Source organism: Streptomyces sp. BHT-5-2 (assembly GCF_019774615.1).
Lineage (GTDB): Bacteria > Actinomycetota > Actinomycetes > Streptomycetales > Streptomycetaceae > Streptomyces.
This window is the reverse complement of the sequence record NZ_CP081496.1, coordinates 3902070-3923032: the sequence shown is the minus strand read 5'-3', so window position 1 is coordinate 3923032 and position 20963 is coordinate 3902070. Positions and strand designations below refer to the sequence as shown.

18 protein-coding genes, 1 pseudogene and 3 riboswitches are annotated in these 20963 nt (G+C 69.8%); of the genes and pseudogenes, 8 read left to right on the top strand and 11 right to left on the bottom strand.

Annotation, left to right across the window (positions count from 1 at the left end; genetic code table 11):
* Positions 1-10: 10 nt before the first annotated feature.
* Both K2224_RS17540 and K2224_RS17535 read right to left on the bottom strand, forming a co-directional pair.
* Positions 11-808 carry a GNAT family N-acetyltransferase gene (locus K2224_RS17540; protein ID WP_221907444.1) on the bottom strand — a complete coding sequence of 266 codons (798 nt, stop codon included), beginning with the start codon at positions 806-808 and terminating at the stop codon, positions 11-13.
* Positions 809-1177: 369 nt separating this feature from the next.
* Entirely contained in the window at positions 1178-1372 is a 195-nt protein-coding gene (locus tag K2224_RS17535) for a hypothetical protein (RefSeq protein ID WP_221907442.1), read from the bottom strand.
* A gap of 178 nt (positions 1373-1550) precedes the next feature.
* On the opposite strand from K2224_RS17535, the gene K2224_RS17530 reads away from it, so the two are divergent.
* The gene (locus K2224_RS17530) at positions 1551-2210 is read left to right on the top strand and encodes a hypothetical protein (protein ID WP_221907441.1); all 660 of its coding nucleotides are present in this window, start codon (positions 1551-1553) and stop codon (positions 2208-2210) included.
* A 238-nt stretch (positions 2211-2448) separates the two neighbouring features.
* Positions 2449-3633, top strand: coding sequence for an FAD-dependent monooxygenase (locus K2224_RS17525; protein WP_221907439.1), 1185 nt, complete (start codon positions 2449-2451; stop codon positions 3631-3633).
* Between the two features lie 23 nt (positions 3634-3656).
* Here the strand turns inward: K2224_RS17525 and K2224_RS17520 are convergent, their stop codons facing one another.
* Entirely contained in the window at positions 3657-4739 is a 1083-nt protein-coding gene (locus tag K2224_RS17520; RefSeq protein WP_221907437.1) for a PLP-dependent cysteine synthase family protein, read from the bottom strand.
* 123 nt (positions 4740-4862) lie between these two features.
* Positions 4863-5773, bottom strand: a pseudogene (locus K2224_RS17515) (MFS transporter); the annotation flags it as partial.
* A gap of 388 nt (positions 5774-6161) precedes the next feature.
* Here K2224_RS17515 and K2224_RS17510 point away from each other — a divergent pair.
* A complete protein-coding gene (locus K2224_RS17510; protein ID WP_221907436.1) occupies positions 6162-6620 on the top strand; it encodes a hypothetical protein in 459 nt (152 codons plus the stop codon).
* A 20-nt stretch (positions 6621-6640) separates the two neighbouring features.
* Here the strand turns inward: K2224_RS17510 and K2224_RS17505 are convergent, their stop codons facing one another.
* Positions 6641-8542, bottom strand: coding sequence for a divalent metal cation transporter (locus K2224_RS17505; RefSeq protein ID WP_260692731.1), 1902 nt, complete (start codon positions 8540-8542; stop codon positions 6641-6643).
* Positions 8539-9840 (bottom strand): magnesium transporter MgtE N-terminal domain-containing protein, encoded by a 1302-nt coding sequence (locus K2224_RS17500; RefSeq protein WP_221907434.1) that lies wholly within the window; start codon positions 9838-9840, stop codon positions 8539-8541. Before K2224_RS17500 ends, K2224_RS17505 begins: the two co-directional genes overlap by 4 nt.
* Positions 9841-10191: 351 nt before the next feature.
* Here K2224_RS17500 and K2224_RS17495 point away from each other — a divergent pair, with 351 nt between their 5' ends.
* Positions 10192-10905 (top strand): lytic transglycosylase domain-containing protein, encoded by a 714-nt coding sequence (locus tag K2224_RS17495; protein ID WP_260692730.1) that lies wholly within the window; start codon positions 10192-10194, stop codon positions 10903-10905.
* A gap of 75 nt (positions 10906-10980) precedes the next feature.
* Entirely contained in the window at positions 10981-11403 is a 423-nt protein-coding gene (locus K2224_RS17490) for a metalloregulator ArsR/SmtB family transcription factor (protein WP_221907433.1), read from the top strand.
* A 10-nt stretch (positions 11404-11413) separates the two neighbouring features.
* Here K2224_RS17490 and K2224_RS17485 read toward each other — a convergent pair whose 3' ends face one another.
* The gene (locus K2224_RS17485; RefSeq protein WP_221907432.1) at positions 11414-12796 is read right to left on the bottom strand and encodes a nitrate/sulfonate/bicarbonate ABC transporter ATP-binding protein; all 1383 of its coding nucleotides are present in this window, start codon (positions 12794-12796) and stop codon (positions 11414-11416) included.
* A 28-nt stretch (positions 12797-12824) separates the two neighbouring features.
* On the bottom strand, positions 12825-14582 hold the full coding sequence (locus K2224_RS17480; RefSeq protein ID WP_221907431.1) for an ABC transporter permease subunit: 1758 nt from the start codon (positions 14580-14582) through the stop codon (positions 12825-12827).
* A 583-nt stretch (positions 14583-15165) separates the two neighbouring features.
* Positions 15166-15339: riboswitch (M-box (ykoK) riboswitch) on the top strand.
* Between the two features lie 299 nt (positions 15340-15638).
* Between K2224_RS17480 and K2224_RS17475 the strand changes: the two genes are divergently transcribed.
* The 3 genes from K2224_RS17475 to K2224_RS17465 all read left to right on the top strand — a co-directional run bounded on the left by K2224_RS17475 (position 15639) and on the right by K2224_RS17465 (position 18117).
* Positions 15639-17291 (top strand): NRAMP family divalent metal transporter, encoded by a 1653-nt coding sequence (locus K2224_RS17475; protein ID WP_221907430.1) that lies wholly within the window; start codon positions 15639-15641, stop codon positions 17289-17291.
* A 77-nt stretch (positions 17292-17368) separates the two neighbouring features.
* Positions 17369-17710, top strand: a complete 342-nt coding sequence (locus K2224_RS17470) for a hypothetical protein (RefSeq protein WP_260692729.1) — start codon at positions 17369-17371, stop codon at positions 17708-17710.
* Between the two features lie 131 nt (positions 17711-17841).
* Positions 17842-18117, top strand: coding sequence for a hypothetical protein (locus K2224_RS17465; RefSeq protein ID WP_221907429.1), 276 nt, complete (start codon positions 17842-17844; stop codon positions 18115-18117).
* Positions 18118-18396: 279 nt separating this feature from the next.
* Here K2224_RS17465 and K2224_RS17460 read toward each other — a convergent pair whose 3' ends face one another.
* From K2224_RS17460 to K2224_RS41400, 3 genes are all read right to left on the bottom strand, one after another.
* Complete coding sequence (locus K2224_RS17460) at positions 18397-18795, bottom strand: helix-turn-helix transcriptional regulator (protein WP_221907427.1); 399 nt, start codon at positions 18793-18795, stop codon at positions 18397-18399.
* A complete protein-coding gene (locus K2224_RS17455; protein ID WP_221907425.1) occupies positions 18779-19162 on the bottom strand; it encodes a hypothetical protein in 384 nt (127 codons plus the stop codon). The genes K2224_RS17460 and K2224_RS17455 overlap by 17 nt, the downstream gene beginning before the upstream one ends.
* 75 nt (positions 19163-19237) lie before the next feature.
* Entirely contained in the window at positions 19238-19681 is a 444-nt protein-coding gene (locus tag K2224_RS41400) for a winged helix-turn-helix domain-containing protein (protein ID WP_221907424.1), read from the bottom strand.
* 464 nt (positions 19682-20145) lie between these two features.
* Positions 20146-20319, bottom strand: a riboswitch (M-box (ykoK) riboswitch).
* Positions 20320-20732: 413 nt separating this feature from the next.
* Positions 20733-20907, top strand: a riboswitch (M-box (ykoK) riboswitch).
* The last annotated feature ends 56 nt before the right edge of the window (positions 20908-20963 follow it).

Here is a 20963-nt window from a genome sequence, read left to right as displayed (position 1 = left end):
AAGAGAGGTTTCAGCATATGGCTTTCGCTATCGGGTAGGATAATTCCTCGGTCAGACCGAGCTTCCGGGCCATCGAAATACTCGGCGTCTTGTCCGCGTGACACGTAATGACGGAGCGCAGGCCCTGCTCGGTGCCCCATCGGCTGACCAAGGCGAGGGCCATGAGTGCCAGGCCCTTGCGGCGGTGGTCGGGGTGGGTGTGGACACCGAGCTCGATCAGCCCCCCGCCGATGACGCCGTGTGCGTCTGCCGCCACCTGGCCGTCCTTGACCAAGGCGAAGCCGGCCGTGTGTTGGGCGTATTGGGCGCTGGTACCGAAAATGCTCCGAGCCATCGGGGAATCGAGCCCGGAGAAGGTCTCCGCGTCGATCCGGACCACGGCGTAGTCGTCGGGGACGGCCGGCATGGGGGCGATGAAGCCGAAGTGGGTGCGGGTGAAGTGGAGCCGCCGCCCCGCGGTGAAGCCGGCCTGTTTCGCCCAGGCACCGGTGCCTGGGCCCGGCGGATAGACGAGCTGTACCTCGCCGTGCCCGGCGAGCAGCGTCTTGGCCTCAGTGAAGAAGGCGGGGGTCATGGCCCCGCCGGCAATGCAGAACGGTGCAGTGGTGGCGACCAGACAGGAAACGGGCGCGTCGTTGTGGAAATGCGCCCAGGCCCTGCCTGGGATGGCTCCGTCGATGACCGCGTGGACGAAGGCCAGGTTGGGATGGTCGGGGTCGAACAGGGAGACAAGACGCGGTAGGTCGGCTGCGGCCACCTCGACCAGCTGCGTCTGGTCCAAGCCGGGGGCTGGCGGGGCGGCGCTCATTGATTCTCCATCGGGGCTCTCCACGGGTTCGGAAACGAGGCGGGCCGTACGCACAGAGATTCGATCCTAGGATCCGCAAGGTCCAATGGCGTTCCCCGTGGCTCAAGTTAGGGGGGTACGGGGGGACTTAGGGGGGTCGAGGACGCTTAGGGGATGATCGGAGGGGCAACTTCGGTGGGTGATGCGGCCTGGGCGACTGTGCGGTTGGTGGTTGGCATGGTGGACGCCGTCCGCACGCGTACCGCCGGTCAGGCGGTGGTGGACGTGCGGCACGCAGACATCCACGACCTGCCGTTGCCCGACCACACCGCGCGAACCAGCGCGGCCGACAGGAGATGCCGGGCGGACTTGCGGTGGGCGCATGCCGGGTCAGCGGGAGACGCTGTCCAGTCGTGATGCCAGTTCGGCGGGTCGGGAGAGCATCGGCCAGTGCCCCGTCGGCGGATGGCGCAGGTCCATTCCGGCCGTCGGCTCGAAGACCGGGTTTCCGCCGGCCGCCAGCGCCCGCACCTGTTCGGGGGTGAATGCCGAGGCGATCACCGTGCAGGGCGAATCCGGCAGCACCGAGGGACGGTCCAGGGGGCGAGTGGCGGTCGCGAACGGTTTGAGAAGTGGCCAACTCGGCCATACGCTCCAAGCGTTCACGGGTGAGTCCCGCCAGGTTGTCCGGCCCGCCGTCGTTCGGCCGCTGCCCGGCCGACTGCCCGGCCGGGCAGGGGATGCCCACCGGTAATCTGCCTGGATGACGCCTTCCATACCCACGCACACGCAGACCTCGGTGAGCGGCAAGCATGTGCGCGAGGCCGTTGCGCACTGTGTCGCCACCCTTTCCGGTGCTTCGTCCGGCCCATGGCATGCAGCCGCCGGCCAACTGGAGTGGACATGCTGGGAGACCCTGGAACACCTCGCCGACGACCTGCTCACCTATGCGCTCCGCTTCGGGCTCGCGAACCCCAGCGGTGTCCCACATGTACCCCTGCGTATCTCCACCGATCGTCCCCAAGGGCCGGCCAACGTCGTCTTCGGCGACAAGGCCGCAGGACCGGAGGGCCTGTTGACCGTCGTGGAGGCATGCGGCGGACTGCTCGCGACCGTCGTGGACAGCACCACTTCGAGTGTGCTCGCCCCGCATGTCTTCGGTGCCTCCGACCCGGAAGGGTTCGCGGCCATGGGTGTGGTCGAAACCCTCGTTCACACCTACGACATCGCCCAGGGGCTCCAGCGCGACGGGGCCCCGCCGGAGGACTTGAGCAAGCGCGTTCTCACCCGGCTCTTTCCAGACGTGACCGTCGAGGAGAGTGCCGCTTCCACGCTCTTGTGGGCTACCGGACGCCTCGACACACCCGCTCGTCCTCGCCGGAAGGACTGGCGCTGGTACGGAGCGCCGCGAGGGCTTCACTGATCGGCTCCTCGCCCGGGCAACTCCTCCGCGCCCCGCGGAAGTCCACGACACCGCTGCGCTCCTCGGCGCAGCGCAGCGGCTTGCCGATGCCGTTTCATCCACGCGTGGCCGCGTTCCACCGCTGGTCGCTGGCCCGCCCCACCTGGACCGACGCGGGGATTCTCGCGTTCGGGGCAACCTTCGTGCGGGTGCTTCGCGTCCACCTCAGGAGTCCCAACTGACGTGGAGGAACCTCCAGATGAAGAACGCGAATGTCCTTGTCTCCGGTGCCAGTGTGGCCGGTCCGGCCCTGGCGTACTGGCTGAACCGCTACGGGTTCAACGTGACCGTGGTGGAGCGGGCCCCCGACCTGCGCCCCGGTGGCCAAGCGATCGATGTGCGGGGGCCAGCGCTGGAAGTGGCCGAGCGTATGGGGCTCCTGCCCGAGATCCGCCAACTCGCCACCGACATACGCGGCATGACGGTCGTCGGCGAGTCCGGCCAGGAGCTGTACAGCAGCACCGAGCAGACTTTCACCGGCGGTCGGATCGACAACCCTGACGTCGAGATCATGCGCGACGATCTGTGCAGCGTCATCCACCGGGCCACCGAAGACAACGTGCGTTACCTGTTCAACGACTCCATCACCTCCATCACGCAGGATGAGGACCGGGGAGTCCACGTCACCTTCGAACGCAGTGACCCCCGTGATTTCGATCTCGTCGTAGGCGCCGACGGATTGCACTCCAACGTGCGCAAGCTCGCATTCGGCCCGGAGTCCGATTACCTCCACCACCTCGGCAGCTACCTCGGACTGTTCACCGCGCCCAACTTCCTCGATCTCGACTACTGGCAGATCTACCACCAGAGCAGGGAACTGGGCGGCATCATCATGAGCGCCCGAAACAACACGGAGTCCCGGGTGTACCTGGGCTTCCAGCAGGCAGATCCGCTGGAGTACGACTACCGCGACATCCAGTCGCAGAAGCGCCTGCTGGCCGATCGTTTCGCCAATGCGGGATGGGAGTTCCCCCGCGCACTGAAGTACATGTGGGACGCGCCCGACTTCCACTTCGACTCATTGAGTCAGATCCGTATGAACAGGTGGTCGCAGGGCCGAGTGGTGCTGCTCGGTGACGCGGGATACTGCGGTTCGCCCATGACGGGACAGGGCACGAGCCTGGCTCTGATCGGCGCCTACGTACTGGCGGGCGAACTCAAGGCCGCGCGCGGCGACCACCTGGCGGCGTTCGCAGCCTATGAGCAGGAGCTGCGGGAACACGTCGCAGGAACGCAACAGCTCGCGTTGGACAACAAGGAACGCATGGAGGAGGCGACGGCCGCCACCTCCCAGGACGAGTCGGAGCTGGCGCAGGCTATCGGTGACCGCGATATGCGGGAGTTCTACGAGTTCATCAACTCCCTTACGCTGAAGAAGTACTGAGCGAGCCGGTCTCACCTGCGCGGCTACCCGGCCGGCCATTCACCAGTGCGCGCGAACCGCTCGATCTCGGCCTCGTACGGCGTGGGGTCGAGCCCCCGCGCAGCCACCCATGCCGGATTGAGGTGGGTGTTCCTGTACGGATCGGCGGTGTCGCCGATGAGGGTGACGATGCTGCCGCTTGCGCCCGCTTCGCGCATCCGTGCCACGAGGTGACACGTCCCCCAAAAGTTGGTGCCGGTCGCCGGGCCGGCTTCGATCCCGGCAGCAGTACGAAGCCAGCGCAGGGCCGCGATGGACGCAGCGTCCGTTACCGGGATCATCAGGTCGATCACCGCCGGCAGGAAGCCGGGCTCGGTGCGCGGACGGCCGATGCCGGGTATCCGCGAGGGCATCCCGGTGGTGTAGTCGCCACAACCGCTCGCCCACGCGGGGAAATAGGCGGAGTTCTCCGGGTCCACCACGGCCAGCCGCGTCGGGTGACCGTGGCGCCGGAGGTGGCGTCCGATCGCCGCAGAGGTCGCCCCCGTTCCGGCACCGGTGACAATCCACTCGGGGACCGGGTGCGGCTCCTTGCTCAGCTGCAGGAAGATCTCGTCGGCGATCGTGGGCATGCCACACGTGGCGAGCGCTCGCTCCGCGTTGGCGAAGTGGTCCAGGAAGTGGCCTCCGAGCCGCTCGGCCAACACCCTCGCCTCCACCTGCACCGCGGCCGGTGGCCGCTCACCCACCTGCCAACGGCCGCCCGCCTCTTCGATCCTGGTCAGGATGTCCGCAGAGGTGCTCGCCGGTGCGACGGCCGTGAACACCAGGCCCAGCAGTTCTGAGAAGTGGGCTGCGGCGATGGCGACCGCCCCGCTCGTCGCCGCGATCACCGGTGTGTCAGCCCTGATGGCGCCACGGGCGATCGCCTCGCAGAACATGGCCCGCACCAGGCGGTACTTCATGCTGCCGGTGGGATGCGCCGACTCGTCCTTGACGTAGATCTCGACGTCCGGGATTGCGGAGAGCGACAGCGGGCGTAGGGGCGTCGGTGTCAGATGCCGGCCATCTCCCTCTACTCGCCGGATCGCTTCGGCAGCCCATGAGTTGGGATTCTCCATGGCCATGACCGGACCCTACTGGAGCCACGACACCGGCAAGGTCTTCCTGCCCAGCGGTCATCACATGACAACGAACATGCCGCCATGCCGGCTACTCCGGCCCGGCCAGGCACATCCTCTCGGAGGATGACCGTGCGAGATGGCCAGGCCCGCCAAGTTGCCGAAAAGGAAGGCACGTTGGCGGAACAGATTCAAGTCGATCATCGGAGCCGCCACCCGCCGCTCGACGGCGACGAACGCCACCAGCAGCGTCAGGCCGCCGATGGCCAGTACGTCGACCAGTGGGTTGGTCCAGCCATGGTGTGCCCGCCGTAGGGTTGCAGCCCGAAGGTGACCGCGATCAGGACCGCACTCAGGCCCACCGCGAAGGTGACGTTGCCCCACCAGTCGATCCGGCCGCCGCCGAGCCGGCCGGTCTCGCGCAGGGTGCGGTAGGCCCACACCGTGAAGAACACGCCGACGGGTACGTTCACCCAGAACACCGCCCGCCAGTCCCAGGCGACCAGCAGTCCGCCGGCGACCAGGCCGATGAACATGCCCGCCAGGCCGGCGACCTGGTTGATATCCAGGGCGAAGCCGCGCTGCTCCTCGGGGAAGGCATCGGTGAGGATCGCGGCCGAGTTGGCCGTCAGCATCGACCCGCCGACGGCCTGCACCACCCGCCAGGCGATCAACCACGTCGCCGCGTGCCCGCCGTCGAAGGGGTCGAAGGACAGCAGGACCGAGGCGAAGGTGAAGACGGCGAATCCGCTGTTGTAGATCCGGACCCGGCCGTACATGTCGCCCAGTCGGCCCACCGTGACCACCAGGACGGCCTGGACCAGCCGGTACCCCATGATCATCCACAGCAGGTAGGCGATGTTGCCCGGAGCCAGCGGGTCCAGGTGGATGCCACGGAAGATCGCCGGCAGTGAGATCAGCACGATCGAGCCGTCCAGCGCGGACATGAAGACCGCGGCGGTCGTGTTCGTCAGCGCCGTCCACTTGTAGCGGCCATCGGGCGGGCGGAGGTGGGTGCGTATCAGGGGAGGAGTCGTCATCGGCCTGCTTCCTCGTCGATGAGTCGGCGTCAGATGCGCTGTGCCAGCCGCTCCAACAGCGGGGCGGCCGTGGCGAGCTGCTTCAGCTCTGCCTGGGTGGCGCTCGGCCAGGCCGCGGGCCCGCAGGGCGCTGAGCGTGGCGCCCACGGCCTGCGCTGTGATCTGCGCCTCCCGGGCCGCACCGAGGAAGTGGTGGGCCCCGAGTGGTTTATCAATCTGTGTTGTTGAATTGGGGTGCCGGGTGGTCATGCCTGAGATGCCGACGGCCCCGGTCACGCCTGGTCACCCCCGATGACGGACGGACCCGCCGGCGAGATCGCCAGCCGGGCCGCTGCCACGACACCGGAGGCGCATGAGGGCCACGATGGGAGAGGAAGGTGAGATGCCCATGAGGATCGTGCCCCGTCGTTGGAATGCCGAGGTCATGGCCATGGTGGCGGTTCTGGTCGTGGTCGGTGCCGAGCTGCTGGTGCTCGTCCTCGCCACCCCCGGGCAGCGCCCCGTGATCAGCGGAGTGCTGCTGGGCTCCGCCGCTGCCGTGTTGGTGGTGTTCGGCGAGGTGTGGCACGTGCTGCGCAGACGCCATCGGCGGGGTGGGCATCCGCGAGGGCCGGGACGGGAGGGTGAGACGTGGTTCAGTGCCGAGGCGCTGGAAGGCTTCCCGGCCGACGACATCCGGCAGTGGCTGGTGGGCCCTGATGCCATTGATCCGAATCGGTTCCACGCCGCCTGGGTGCTGGCCACTCACGGCCGCGACGTGCGGTGGATCGTCCAGCATCTCGATCTGCCGGAGGAGGCCGTGCGGCTGCTCGTCGGGGCCGCACGCCAGCGCGAAGGCGTCGGCTGACATCGGTGCGGGAGGGGCGGTCAGGCACTGCCGAGCTGGATCGCCTTGATGAGCAGGAGCAGGGCACTGAGGATCAGGTATCCGCGCAGGGCGGTCATACCGAGTCGGGTGCCGGTGGACCATCGCACGGGCTTGAGCAGTGCCAGCGGCGGCATGCGCCAGGCGACCTTGTCGGCGCGGGTCATCGGGGGCGGCGGGGGAGTGGGGGCTCGGCGGCGGGTGACGCGTAGTGCGACAGCGATCGCGATCAGGGCCGTGACCAGGGTGACTGCGAGCCAGACGGTGAGCTGGGTGACGTTGACGGAGGGGAAGAGCGTGGTGGCCATCAGCGTGCCGGAGAGCATCAGCAGGACGGCGATGATGGTGGTGGCGAGCATGTTCAACCAGCGGTGGTTGACCCAGGGGCCGAGTACTTCGGGGTCGTTGCAGAGCAGGAGCAGGAAGACGCTGGCGGAGGGCAGCAGCAGCCCGGCCAGGGCCTGGACGGCTTCGGTGATCAGGCCAAGTGGCGCGCCGGGGATGAGGACGACGGCGGCGGCTACGAGGACCAGCAGGCTGTAGGAGGTGTAGAAGGGTTTGGCCTGGCGGAAGCCGCGGTGCAGGGAGTGCCGGAGGTTGAAGACGTCGCCGAAGGCATAGCTGGTGGCCAGGGTCACGGCTGCGGCGCCGATGATGCTGGCGTCCAGGAGCACGATGGCGAACAGCGTGCCGAGGATGCGGTCGTGGCCGCCGAGGGCTTCGGCGACGCCGGCGGCGTCGGTGAAGTGCCGGTACGCGCTGGTTCCCCGGGCGGCGAAGTCGGCGACCATGATCAGGGCCGCGGCGCCCAGCGTGACGACGACGGAGCCGATGACGGTGTCGGCGCGTTCGTAGCCGATGAAGCGGGGGGTGATGCGCTTGTCGATCACGTTGGACTGCTGGAAGAACAGCTGCCAGGGGGCGACGGTGGTGCCCACGATCGCGATGATCAGCAGGACCGCTTCGCTGCTGATACCGCCTTGGATGCTCGGAACGACGAAGCTGTGCGCGGCATGGGCCCACCGGGGATGTGACATCAAGGTCAGCGGGATCAGCAGCAGACTGGCGGCGATGAAGGCGAACATGGCGCGCTCCCAGCGGCGGAAGGAGCCGCTGGCGGTCACGCCGATCAGCACGACCGCGGCGATCGGCACGACGACGTAGTCCGAGACGCCCAGGTAGCCGGCGGCCAGCGAGATGCCGATGAACTCCGTCACGAGGGTCAGGAAGTTCAGCAGGAACAGGTCGCCGACGCTGAACCAGCCCCAGAAGCGGCCGAATCGTTCGATGATCAGGCGGGCGTGGCCGACGCCGGTCACCGCGCCCAGCCGTACCACCATCTCCTGATTGACGATCAGGACCGGGATGAGGAGCAGCAGGACCCACAGCAGCGAGTAGCCGTAGTTCTGGCCGGCCTGGGCGTAGGTGGCGATGCCGCCCGCGTCGTTGTCGCCCACCATCACGATGATGCCGGGGCCGACGATCGCCAGGAGGGTCAGCAACCGGGCCTTGAAACCGGGGCGTTCCTCGACGTGTTCGCGCGGGACGCGACCGAAGGCGCCTTGGATGTCGCCGAGATGGGCCTCGTCGAGTACGGCACTGGCCCTCGGCGGGCGGACCGGGGGCGCAGGGCGGGCGACGGTCTTCTTCTCGGGGCGCTCGGCGCGGCGCTCCGGCGGTGGCTGCGGGGGCTCCGGCTCCGCCGGGCGTGGCTGCTTCTCCGGTACGCGGGGGCGGTCGGATGGGCCGGGAGGAGCGGGCTGTTGTGCTCCTGGGCGGGCCGAGGGTGCCGGGCGGCCGGGCCGGTCCGGTCTGCCCGACGGCTCTGAACGGGGCGGAGGTTTCGAGCGGTCGGGCCGTTCCGGATGTTCCGGGGCCCCGTGCGGCCGGTCGTGGTCACTCATGAGTGGGGCGGTGCGTCGTGCGGCGGTGCGCCGGGGGCCGGCTCGTCCGCGTGGCGGGGCGGGCGCGGGGCGGGCTCGCGGCGGCGCCAGTCCTCGGGGATGACGGCGTCCAGCACGTCGTCGACCGTGATGACGCCGAGGATGCGGTCCTCGTCGTCGACCACCGGCACCGTGAGCAGGTTGTAGTCGGTCATGAGCAGGGCGACGTCCTCGACGTCGGTGTCGGGACCGGCGCGTACCGGATCACGGTCCACGACGTTTTCCAGCGGGCCTTTCGGATCGGCCTGGAGCAGTTCCACGAGGGTGACGACGCCGATCAGCCGCTTCTCCTCCCCGACGAGGTAGACGCTGGTCAGGGCCTCGGGCTGCAGGGTCCGGGCCTCACCCGCTGCTCGTAGCGCCCGGGCGACCGTGGTGTTGCCCGTCGCGGTGAGGACGTCGAGCGCCATCAGCCCGCCCGCGCTGGAGGGATTGAAACCCATCAGAGTGAGCACCTTGGTGCGCTGCCCTGCCGGGAGCGCGTCGAGGACCGGCTGCCTGCGGTGCTGTGGCAGCTCGTTGATCGCATCCGCGGCGTCGTCGGCGCGCATCCGGGCGACGACCTCGGCGATCTCGGTATCGGTCCGCTCGCGCAGCAGCCGGAGCTGCGAGTCCGGTTCCAGCTCCTCGAACACGTCGGCTTCCAGCTCGGGGTCGGCGTGCACGGTCTGGAGGATCTCGTGCGACTCGGTGCGGTTGGCGTCCTCCAGCAGATCGGCGAGGTCCGCGGGCTTGAGTCGCCCGAGGCGCGCGAACGGCCCGCGCACCCGGGCGGACCGTGCGTGCCCGATCAGCGGCTCGAAGGACTTCCAGTCCCGCCAGTCGGGTTGCCCGCCCCGTGCGCCCAGCACGCCCCGGAGGCGCGGCGGCCGGTGCGTGTCGAGGCAGGTGACCACCCACCCTTCGGGCCGTTGTGCCAGTTCGATGTCATAGGCCCTGACCAGCTCGACGTCGACCACATCGATCACTCGGTGACCGAGCACATCGGCGCGCAGCAGGACCTCCCCCTCACGCCGCTCGAAGTGCCGGAGGTCGACCCGCGGGCTGGCCAGAGTGATCGGCTTCCCCTCCAGGTCGGCGAGCTGCTTGGCGGGCAGGAAGACCTCGCGCCCGCCCACACGCGCCACCACCCCGGTGACCTGCGGGTAGTCCCGGCCGCGCAGCCGGACGATGACGTCGGAGAGGCGGCCGACCACCTCGCCGTTGCCGCCTACCAGCGGGCGGTGAAGAAGACCGGTCAGATGCACGACACGCTCCACGCCACCCAACCTAGGCACCACGCGCCCGATCGGAACGACCGGTGCTGCGGCGCGCCAGGGCAAGCCCTCCAGCGGCCCAGCAGGGCGTCTGCCCCGCGGGAGCCCGGATGTCGGGAGGGATCGCCGAGGCCCCGGCGATCACAGGGCTCTCCGGGGGCCGTCCGGGCCGGAACCCTCGCATCGGCGGCGCCGGCGGCCGTGTCACGGCGGCCGGCCGCGTCCGGTTCCCTCGTGTGGCAATCCCCATAATCGCCGGCTCGGTTGCGCGATCTTGCAACTATCACGGAGTCCTACGCGTCCCACCGGTCAACGACACATCAACCGGATGCACCGACCGGACGGACTGGGCACATGCAAGAACGACAAGCCGGAGCGACGGACAGCGGCTGGGACCGGCGACAAGGCCACCAGCCCGCAGGTCCCTCTTGGGAGGCGTCGTCGCACCACGCCGCGCCGCACCGCGGTTCTCCGGCGGAGAGCGGAGGCAGGCGCCACGGCCGCCGAGGGCGTCGGACGGGCCTGGTCCTCGGAGCCGTACTCGTCGTCGTCGCCCTCGGTGCCGTCTGGTGGCTGACCCGGCCGCCCACACCGCCGACCATTCCCGCGCAGTATCTGGCGACCATTCAGTCGGCCACCAAGACCTGCCCGGAGCTGAGCGTTCCGATGCTGGCCGCGCAACTCGACGCGGAGAGCCACTGGAATCCGCAGGCGGATTCCGGCCGGGCCCAGGGCATCGCGCAGTTCCACCCGTCGACCTGGGCGGAGTGGGGCAAGGACTACACCGGCGACGGCAAGGCCGACGTGTGGAACCCGGCCGACGCGATCCCGGCCCAGGGCGCCTACATGTGCCACCTGTTCAAGCAGGTCAAGGGCGTTCCCGGCGACCCCACTCAGCTCGCGCTCGCCGCGTACAACGCGGGCCCCGGCGCGGTGCTCAAGGCCCACGGCATCCCGCAGATCTCCGAGACGAAGAACTACGTCAGCCGGATCGAGGCACTGATCCCGCAGTACGCCCAGACCTACGCCAAGCAGATCGGCGCGTCGCCCAGCGCTCCGGCCAACTGACGGCCCGCTTTTCAGCGCGGCGGTTGTGCTTCCGGCGGACCGTTTGCGCGGCGGTGGTGGGGTTAGGGTATTTGCATGGGAGCGCAAGTTGAGGCGTGGGATGCGGCTGGGGCCGAGCGTGCGATCGCAGTGCTGAAGGCGGTGGCCGATCCGACGCGGTACCGGCTGCTGTGGGCGCTGAGCCGGCAGGAGTTTCCGGTCGGCAGCTTGGCGGAGATGGTGGGCGCGCACGTGGCCGCGGTCTCGCAGCACCTGGCGAAGCTCCGCACGGCGGGCCTGGTGGTCACCCGGCGGGAGGGTACGCGGATCTACTACCGGGTGGCCGACCCGCATGTGCGGGGACTGCTGGAGGAGGCGTCGCTGGTGGCCTCGGCGGTGGCGTCGGAGGCGGCCGGGTCGGTGAGCGGGCCGGGGGAGACGGCCGCGGTGGCGCAGGAACGGCCGGCGGGGGCGGCCGGTCGGCGGGTGCGGGCCCGGCGGCCCGCGACGGCGGAGTAGCGGCCGCGGCTCACAGCAGGGTGCCGGCTTCGTCGAGGCGGTACTCCTGGGGGTCGGCGTCGTAGGAGTAGAGCTCGGCGTAGCGCCCCCAGTCGGTGGCGGTGTCCAGCTGCTGTTCGATCTGCTCGCTGGTGTAGTGGTGGGCGAGCAGGTCGCGGAAGAAGCCGGCGCGCAGGGTGCGGTGCGGGTTCTGCCGAAGGCTGGTGGTGATCAGTTTGACCAGGGGGATCTCCAGCGCGGCGGGGGCGAAGATCGCCTTGGACTGTTGGACGTCGGCGTCGGCGAAGGCGGTGCCGCGTTCGGTGAGGACGAGGTCGTCCTCGCTGATCTTGGCCAGCCCCAGGAGGTCGAGGGCGTCGACGAGCGGCAGGATGTCGTCGATCTCCAGGCCGAGTTCTTCGGCCAGATCGGCGAGGTCGCAGCGGCCTCCTCGGTGGTCGACCATTTCGGCGAGGCCGGAAAGGGCGTCGACGCTGGTGGTGGGCAGCGGGGTGTTGGCGTAGGTGCGCTTCTCCCGTTCCATGGCCTCGGTACGGCCGGGGAGGCGGGTTTCCTTGGGGCGGCCGGTCATGGTGCGGTAGACGCGGTCGATGAGGTCCTCGAAGGCGGCCGCGTCGCGGTCGCGGGGGCGGTCGAGGGCGACGTCGAAGGTCTCGCGGATGGTGCCGGGGCGGGAGCCGAGGACGACGATGCGGTCGGCCATCAGGACGGCCTCCTCGATGTTGTGGGTGACCAGGACGATGGCGCGGGTGGGGAACTGGCCCGATTCCCACAGTTCCAGCAGCTCGCCGCGGAGGTTCTCGGCGGTGAGGACGTCGAGGGCGGAGAAGGGTTCGTCCATCATCAGCACGTCGGGTTCGACGACGAGGGCGCGGGCGAAGCCGACGCGCTGGCGCATGCCGCCGGAGAGTTCCTTGGGGTAGGCGGATTCGAAGCCGTCGAGGCCGATGAGGTCGATGGCTTGGAGGGCGGCCTTGGCGCGCCGGTCGGTGGGGACGCCGCGGGCTTCCAGCCCGATTTCGACGTTCTGCTGGACGGTGAGCCAGGGCAGCAGGGCGAAGGTCTGGAAGACCATGGCGGTGCCGGGGTTGGCGCCGGTCAGCGGGGTGCCGCGGTAGGCCACGGTGCCGCTGCTGGGCGGGATGAGGCCGGCCAGGCAGCGCAGCAGGGTGGACTTGCCGGAGCCGGACTTGCCGAGCAGGGCGACGATCTCCCCGGCGCGGACGGTGAGGTCGATGCCGGTGAGGACCGGGAGTTCGCCGTCGGCGCCGGCGTAGGACTTGGTCAGGGCCTCGGCGGACAGCAGGACGTCGTCGTCGGCCGGGCGGGCCCGGTGCGGCTGCGGGGCGGCGCTCCGGCGGGTGCGGAGGTTGCGGAGGGTGCTGAGGACCATGGGGGCTCCAAGGCTGTCGGGCAGCGGGTCAGGCGGCGTAGCGGGTTTCGGCCAGGCGGTACAGGCGGCGCCAGAAGAGGCGGTTGAGGCCGACGACGTACAGGCTCATCACGGCGACGCCGGCGATCAGGTGCGGGAAGTCGCCGTGGGCGGTGGCGTGGGAGATGTAGGCGCCCAGGCCGGTGGCGGTGAGGGTGGTGGCGCCGAACGGGACGATCTCGGAGACGATCGAGGCGTTCCAGGCGCCGCCGGAGGCGGTGATGCCGCCGGTGACGTACGAGGGGAAGATGCCGGGGAGGATCAGTCGCCGCCAGCGTTGCCAGCCGTGGATGCCCAGGTCGTCCATGGCCTCGCGGAGGTCGGTGGGGATGGACATGGCGCCGGCGATGGTGTTGAAGAGGATGTACCACTGGGCGCCCAGCGCCATCAGCAGGACGCCGCCGACGTCCAGGGACAGTCCGGTCCTGAGGAAGAACCAGACGGCGAGCGGGAAGAGGAAGTTGGCCGGGAAGCTCGCCAGGATCTGGACCAACGGCTGGGCGATGCGTGTCAGTTTCGGGGAGAAGCCGATCCGGACCCCGATGGGGACCCAGACCAGGGTGGCGCCGACGACCACCACGACCACCCGGGCGAGGGTCGCCAGGCCCAGCAGCAGGGGCTCGCCGAAGACGCCGAGCCCGGTGCGGTCGCGCAGGTAGCCGACGAGGTCGGTCAGGCCCCACAGGATCATGCCGCCGGCCACGACGGCGAAGGTGATGTCGCCGGTTCGCTGTCGGCGCCGGTCGGTGAGGAGCCGTCGGTCGTCGGTGCCGAAGATCCGGCCCGCCCGGGCCAGCCCCCGCCCCACGGGCCCCAGCAGGCGTCCGGCCAGCGCGGGCCAGTGGGAGCGGCGCAGCAGGTCCAGGACATAGGAGCGCTGGACCTCGCTCGCCTCGGACTGCTCGTTCTTGAACTTCTCCACCCAGGCCGTCAGCGGGCGCCAGAAGAGGAAGTTCACGCCGATGACCATGACGGCCATGGTGACGATCGCCCAGCCGACCTTGCCCAGGTCGCCGTCGGCGATGGCCGCGCCGGCGTAGGAGCCGACGCCGGGCAGGGCGTAGTCGCGGTTGTTGACGCTGATGGCCTCGGAGGCGACGAGGAAGAACCAGCCGCCGCCGAAGCTCATCATGCCGTTCCACACCAGCCCGATCGCCCCCGCTGGCAGCTCCACCTTCCAGAAGCGCATCCAGCGGGTGAAGCGGAACGAGCGGGAGAGCTCGTCCAGTTCGCGGGGGAGGGAGGTGAGGGAGTGGTAGAAGCCGAAGGTCATGTTCCACGCCTGCGAGGTGAAGATCGCGAAGATCGACGCGCACTCCAGGCCCAGCATCGAGCCGGGGAACAGTGCGACGAACCCGGTCACCGCGACGGTGAGGAAGCCCAGCACCGGCACGGACTGGAGGATGTCCAGGGCCGGGATGAGGATCCGCTCCAGGCGGCGGCTGCGGGCGGCGGCCACGGCGTAGACGAAGGTGAAGACCGTCGAGATCGCGAGCGCGACGAACATCCGCAGCAGGCTGCGCGCGGCGTCGTAGGGCAGTCGGCCGGGGTCGGTGTCGACGTGGACGTTCTGGCCGGTGGCGAAGCGGATCGTGGTGCCCTGGCCCACCCGCAGGGTGGCGTACAGCAGGACCAGCACGGCGGCGGCGACCACCACGTCCACCCAGCCCATCCGGGACATCCGGCCGGCGACCCGGGAGGGCAGCGAGGCCCGCACGACCTCCGGGCGCGTGGGGAACGACGACATCACATCAACCTCCGACCACACTGTGGCCCCGGCACCGCCGGCGCCGCGACCGTGGCGGACGGCCATGGTGCGGGTGCGGGGCGGATTTCCGGCCCGGTGTGGGAGAAATCAGACTGGGGAAGGGCGCCTGTCGCGGGGACGTGCCACGGCCCGTGCGGGGGATCGGGGCGAACGGGCGAGGCGCGAGGGACCTGGCCTCGGCTGCCGCGCGGACGGCGGGGGAGAGCGGCGGACGCGTCAGTGGCTGCCGGTGAGGCAGCGGGGACTGAGGGGGTCATGACCCATGGCTGCCTCCGTTCCGTGATGCCGTTCCATGGCGCCCGCCGGATGCCGCATCCGAAGTGCGACGGGACGGGTGCCGCGAGCAGTCTGCCCCTTATTGCATCCATACGCAAATAAATGCGGTGTCGGCGCGGTCGCCCCTCTGGGCTACTTGCGCATGCGTGCAAACATGGAGAGAGGTGCAGGCTGCGGATCAGGGCTCGGCGGGTGCGGGGCGGGTGTCGAGGCGTGCGCCGGCGGCCGGCTTCCGACTCTACTTGCGTCGATGCGCAAATAGGTGCAGACTCTGAGAGGTTTGAAGAAGGCACCTCGTTCGGTGAGGCGTCTGCAGCGGACACAGGCCACTGACCCCACGACGTCGAGAGACGCCCAGGGTCAGGACAGGTCTCCCCGGCCCAAGGGGTGACCCCAAGTGGCTTCCCCCGTAGGGGATTACGCCGTGCAGTGCCAAAGCTCTGACGAGATGGGGTGAACCGGCCCGGCAGGCCGGTCCGCTCCTTGCCGAGTCGTACGGCGCCCCCGCGCGCCCCGGCCGGGAGGAGGCGAGAGACATGGACCGCGGTCCTCATAGTCCGGGCCACAGTAGGCCCCACCTCCGCCTGCCCCTGCTCCGTTCCCGCATGCGGTAACCACCCTCCGCGCGCTTCTCGCGCCCCTGTCCCGGCACCCGTGCGGCCTGCCGCCGCCGCGGGCCGCCGGCCTGCGCGCCGAGGGCAACGGGTCGCCCCCCGCATGCCCAAAACCTCCCCCCTCGGGGGAACGGGAGGTCCCTCCATGACCGAAACCATGCTCACCAACCCGACCACGGCGGCACCCCGCACCGCCGTCCTCGACGACGCCCACGTCGGCGACATCCGCGGCGCCCTGGGCACCATCAAGCAGGACGACACCGCCCCGCGCCACGGCCTCACCGCGAAGCTCAAGACCCTGCTCGCGATCATCGGCCCCGGCCTGATCGTGATGGTCGGCGACAACGACGCCGGCGCCTTCGGCACCTACACCCAGGCCGGCCAGAACTACGGCACCCGCCTGCTGTGGACCCTGCTGCTGCTCGTCCCGGTCCTGTACGTCAACCAGGAGATGGTGCTCCGGCTCGGTGCCGTCACCGGGGTGGGGCACGCCCGGCTCATCCTGGAGCGGTTCGGGAAGTTCTGGGGCGCGTTCTCGGTCATCGACCTGTTCCTGCTCAACGCGCTGACCATCGTCACCGAGTTCATCGGCGTCACCCTCGCCGTCGGCTACCTCGGACTGCCGAAGACCGCCAGCGTGCTGGTCGCCGCCGCGGTGGTCATCGTCGCCGCCTCCACCGGTTCCTTCCGCCGCTTCGAACGCACCGCGGTCCTGCTCTGCCTGGGCTCCCTGCTGCTGATCCCGATCTACTTCATCGCCCACCCCGCCACCTCGCAGATGGCGCACGACTTCGTCGTCCCCGGCCTGCCGGCCCACTCCCGACTCTCCGACGTCATGCTGCTGATCATCGCGATCGTCGGCACCACCGTGGCGCCCTGGCAGCTCTTCTTCCAACAGTCCTACGTCATCGACAAGCGCATCACCCCGCGCTTCATGCGCTACGAGAAGGCCGACCTGTGGCTCGGCATCGTCATCGTGGTCATCGGCGCCGCGGCCATGATGGGCTTCACCGCGGTCGCGTTCGCCGGAACCGGCGGCTTCGGGAAGTTCGACGACGCGGCGGGCGTCGCACACGGCCTGGAGGCGTACGCGGGCAGGACCGCGGGCGTGCTCTTCGCCATCGCGCTGCTTGACGCCTCGATCATCGGCGCCTCGGCGGTGTCGCTGTCCACCGCCTACGCGCTCGGCGACGTCCTGGGCCTCAAGCACTCCCTGCACCGCGGCATCAAGGGCGCCAAGGGCTTCTACGCCGTCTTCGCCGGCCTCATCCTCACCGCCGCGATCATCGTGATCATCCCCGGCTCCCCGCTGGGCCTGCTCACCGAAGGCGTCCAGACCCTCGCCGGTGTCCTGTTGCCCTCCGCCTCGGTCTTCCTGCTCCTGCTGTGCAACGACCGTGCCGTACTGGGCCCGTGGGTCAACGGCAAGGCCATGAACGTCTTCACCTCCTTCGTGGTCGCCGTCCTCGTCACCCTCTCCATCATCCTGACCGCCGCCGTCCTCTTCCCCGACATCACCTCCGCCGCGATCCTCGACATCATGGCGATCTGCGGCGTCGCCGGCCTGCTCGCCCTCGGCTACGCCGAACTGCGCCGCCGACGAAAGGGCTGGAGCAGCGGCGGCCGGCCCATCGACCGCACCGGCAAGGAAACCTGGCGGATGCCCCCGCTGGACCAACTGCCGGCCCCCATCCTCTCCACCGGCCGCAAGATCGGCCTGACCGCCCTGCGCACCTACCTGCTGGTCGCGATGGTCCTGGTCATCGTCCGCATCGTCCAACTCGCCATGGGCGGCTGACCGCCCACCCGATCCGGTGGCGGCGGGACCTCCCCACCCGCCGCCACCAACACCCCCGTACGAAGAAGGGAGGGACCGTGCGCCTGCTCCCGCACCCCACCGACACCCGGCCCACCACGCCGCCCCGACACCCCCGCCACACCACCGACCACCGCCCCGGCCCGTCCCCCACCGGCCACGTCTGCCCGCGGATCCGATTGACCCTGCACGACGGCACCGAGCGGGACTACCTCCTCGACGGCCCGAGCAGCTGCCCACGGCCCCAGGGCCCGCACGCCACGTACGAACCGCGCGTACACCTCGCCTACGTCCTCGCCCGCCAGGGCCACGACACCCGCTGGCTCGCCCGATTCGCCGACCTGCCGCTGCCGGCCGCCGAGCGCGTCACCGAAGCCGCCGCCCGGGCCGGCCGCACCTGATACGGCCCTTGCGCCGCACGTTCGCATCGGGGGCGCACGATCGCCCAAGTGCCGCACACCGCCGAACCGTTCGCCCACTCGCCGCCCAGTCCGCCTCGACTGCCGCGCCACCCCACGGAGGTGACTCCCACATGTCCGTCTTCACCGCTGTCCACATCCGCCGCACTGGCACCGCCATCCACGGCCGTAACCCCGGCCGCAGCATCCTCGACGCGCTGGCCACCGCGGCCCGGCGCATCGCCGACAGCCCCCTCGACAACGCCGTCCTGCACACGCTCCCCGGCCCGACGACCGTGCCCGAGTCCACCACCGAGGAGCGCCCCGCCCGCCCGCACGCCCACTGGCACACCGTCCCGGGTCCCCAAGGCCGCCGACGCCTCGAAGCCCACTGGCACGTAACGCCCTGACTCCCTCCACCTGCGTACCACCTGCGCACGGGAAACAGCGGTCCGGCAAGCCCTTCTCGCCGGACCGCTTCGACGCATCGCCGTGCGGCTCGTTCATCCCCGTGCGGCTCGCTCCCGTGCCTGACTGGGCGTCAGCTGCCGGAGATCGGACCCGACACACGCCTGCGGCGTTCGGTGATCCGGGAGATCCCCGCATCACCGAACGCCGCACTGACGCCATATGTTCTGTTGTTGTCTGCCCTGTTCCCTGCCGTCTTGTTCCCTGCCGTCCGCGGTGCTTCACCCGACTCCGGCTGGGGCTCCGGCTGCGGGCCGGACGGGGCGCGCGGGGTGCACGGGATGCGCGGCCAACTGCCGAGCGGCCATGAGAACGGCTGGGAGGTGGGGGTTGCTGGTGCCGTACAGGACGCGGCTTCCGCTGCCGGCCACCGTGACCAGGCCCGCCGCACGCAGCTGGGCGAGGTGCTGGGAAACGGTCGCGTAAGGGGCCCCGATGTACTCCGCCAACTGGCCGATCGAGAGGTCGCGGTCGGCCAGCGCCTGTAACAACCGGAGCCGGACCGGACCGGCAATCGCCTTCAACGCCGCTGTCACGGCGGCGATTTCGGAGACTGCGAACGGCACGTTCGTGGCACACACCGGGAGCAGGTCGCCGTCGTGGTCAGTGCGCGGTTGCACCGGCCGACCCCCTTCCCGGGACGGATGCGCGACCGTCGGCGCCGTCGTCACGCTGCCAGTGCAGGTCGCGCACGGACGGAACGCGGGAGAGCATGTCGACGAGCCGGTCGAGCAGTCCGGTTTCCGTGACGTCCAGGGTGGCCGTCAGGTGCAGGTGCGCGGTGACCGAGTCGTACCGGGCGGAGCGCAGAGCCTCCAGTCGGGCGCCGGGCTGGCTCAGGGCCAGTACGCACAGCGCGCGTACCTTGTTCTCGGCGTGCCGGTCGCAGCGCACGTGGAGGGTGACCAGTGCGCGGCTCCGGGACGTCGTCGTACCGGACCCGGGGTGCCTGGTCTGCTTGCGAAGGGAACGAGGCAGGAATCGCATATCGGTTTTCCTTGGGATCTCGGCGACTTGGCGGGGAGGACCGACAGGCGCGGGCGGACCGTCGGTCCTCCCCGCTCAGCGGCGGGACGTGGGCGTGGCCGACGGGTCGAAGGCGTAGCCGACCATGCGTACGGTGCGGATCAACCCCTGGTGTCCAGGACCGAGCTTCCGGCGCAGGCGGGCGATGTGAACGTCGACCGTGCGCAGGTCTCCGGCGGGTGTCTGCTGCCATACCAGTGACATCAACTGCTCGCGGCTGTAGACCCGGTGCTGGTGAGCCACCAGATGGGTGAGCAGCTCGAACTCCATGCAGGTGAGGTCCAGTTGGCGTCCGTCGAGTGACACGTGACGACTCCCGCAGTCGACGACCAGTCCACGAACGCGGTGGACCGGCGCCCTGGGCAGGTCCAGCACTTCGTGACGGGACGACGGCGACTGGGGACCGGGCCGGCGGCACCAGCGGACCCGGGAAGGCCGCTCCAGCAGTGCGTGCCGGTTCGAGCGGTGGTGGAGCTTCATGACTGTTTCCTTGGGATGGGTCGGGACAACGACGCCGCACTCGCTGACCGGGGGCGCACAGCCAGGCAGCGCCGAGACCCCTTCAGGCCGGCTTCGAGGCAGCGTTGAGTCGGCTTCGAGGCAGCGTCGAGTCGGCGTCGACCGTCGGGGCCGGTGATGGCGTGCCGGTGGGCGTGCAGTCCGACGTGCGGAACGCGCGGTGAATGAGGACGCGCGTGAACGGGGCGCGCACCAGAGCGGGCCGGTTGGCCGCTCGAAAGCCGGTGAGAGCACCGGTGGGTGCGTGGGGGAGAGGTGGCTACCGCGGCGTGGAGGCCGAGGCAGGCATAAGGATCCCGTTCACGGGGCGCCCGTGGTCGTGGTACGGACTACTGCAACTATGGTCCATGCCTCTCGCCTCCTCCCGGCCGGGGCGCGCGGGGGCGCCGTACGACTCGGCAAGGAGCGGACCGGCCTGCCGGGCCGGTTCACCCCATCTCGTCAGAGCTTTGGCACTGCACGGCGTAATCCCCTACGGGGGAAGCCACTTGGGGTCACCCCTTGGGCCGGGGAGACCTGTCCTGACCCTGGGCGTCTCTCGACGTCGTGGGGTCAGTGGCCTGTGTCCGTTGCAGACGCCTCACCGAACGAGGTGCCTTCTTCAAACCTCTCAGAGTCTGCACCTATTTGCGCATCGACGCAACTACGGGTCGTGTGCTTGGCGCACGTGCTGTGAATCACGACGTTCCGGGCTGATGCAGCACGCCCGTTAGTGGTGAACCATCCCTTCGACCTACCACCGACAACCCGGACTTCACGACCGAAACGGTAACCGTGAACCGGTCCGGCGGGGTCCTGGAGCTACCCCGGCCATCAGCGGCATCGGGCTCCGGGCGATCCATGGCGCATTTCGCTCGTTGCTCAGGACGGGCCCTGACTCGTCGCCGACGCAACCGAGCTCCGGCCCGAAACAGGGACCGAGACGGTCACGGTCCCGTAGGTGCGAGGTCAAGCGCAGGTCATGGATTGGGAGGGGGCGAGGGCGGGGGCGTATCGTTGAGCCGGTTTTGATGAGACACCTCGTTCGGTGAGGCGTCTTCACGGACACAGGCCACTGATCCCACCCGTCGAGAGACGCTCCGGATCAGGACAGGTCTCCCCGGCCCAAGGGGTGACCCCAAGTGGCTTCCCCGTGCTTGAGGGGACACGCCGTGGAGTGCCAAAGCTCTGACGAGTTGGGGTGTGCCGGGGCCTCTGCCCGGCTGCCCTGCCATATGGCCGTGACGTCGTGAGCGCGGCCGGG